Raw genomic sequence first — 389 nt, 5'->3', positions numbered from 1 at the left:
CTGGGGCAAGCGCTTCAGCGCTTCGCGCACGATCACGGTATAGCCCTGCATCACCAGTCCCGGGATGCGCTCATAACCCGGCCAGGATGTGTCGGAGACGACGGTCCAGCCGCGCTCGGCGGCGACGCGGGCGGCTTCCCTGACCGACTGGTCGTAGTCGCCCGCGACGCGCACGATCTCGGCGCCGAAGCGGGCGATGGCGGCCACGCGTTCGTTGCTGACGCCCGAATGGACGAAGATGACGGAGCGCGCACCCACCAGGCTGGCGCCCTGCGCCACCGAGCGTCCATGATTGCCGTCAGTCGCGCAGGCGAAGGTCATGCCGGCGGCAATCGCCTGGACGTCGGGCGCGTGCAGTCCCGAGATATCGACAGTGCGACCAAGGCGCC

The 389-nt window shown here is 69.4% G+C and carries 1 protein-coding gene; it reads right to left on the bottom strand.

Features of this window, described 5'->3' with window-relative positions; genetic code table 11:
- Nucleotides 1–389: pyridoxal-phosphate dependent enzyme (locus EN808_RS35260; protein ID WP_135918225.1), on the bottom strand; the 389-nt coding region annotated here is incomplete at both ends.

Source organism: Mesorhizobium sp. M8A.F.Ca.ET.165.01.1.1 (assembly GCF_004792065.1).
Classification (GTDB): domain Bacteria; phylum Pseudomonadota; class Alphaproteobacteria; order Rhizobiales; family Rhizobiaceae; genus Mesorhizobium.
Note: the sequence above shows the minus strand (reverse complement) of the source record. Positions and strands in the feature narration are given on the sequence as shown.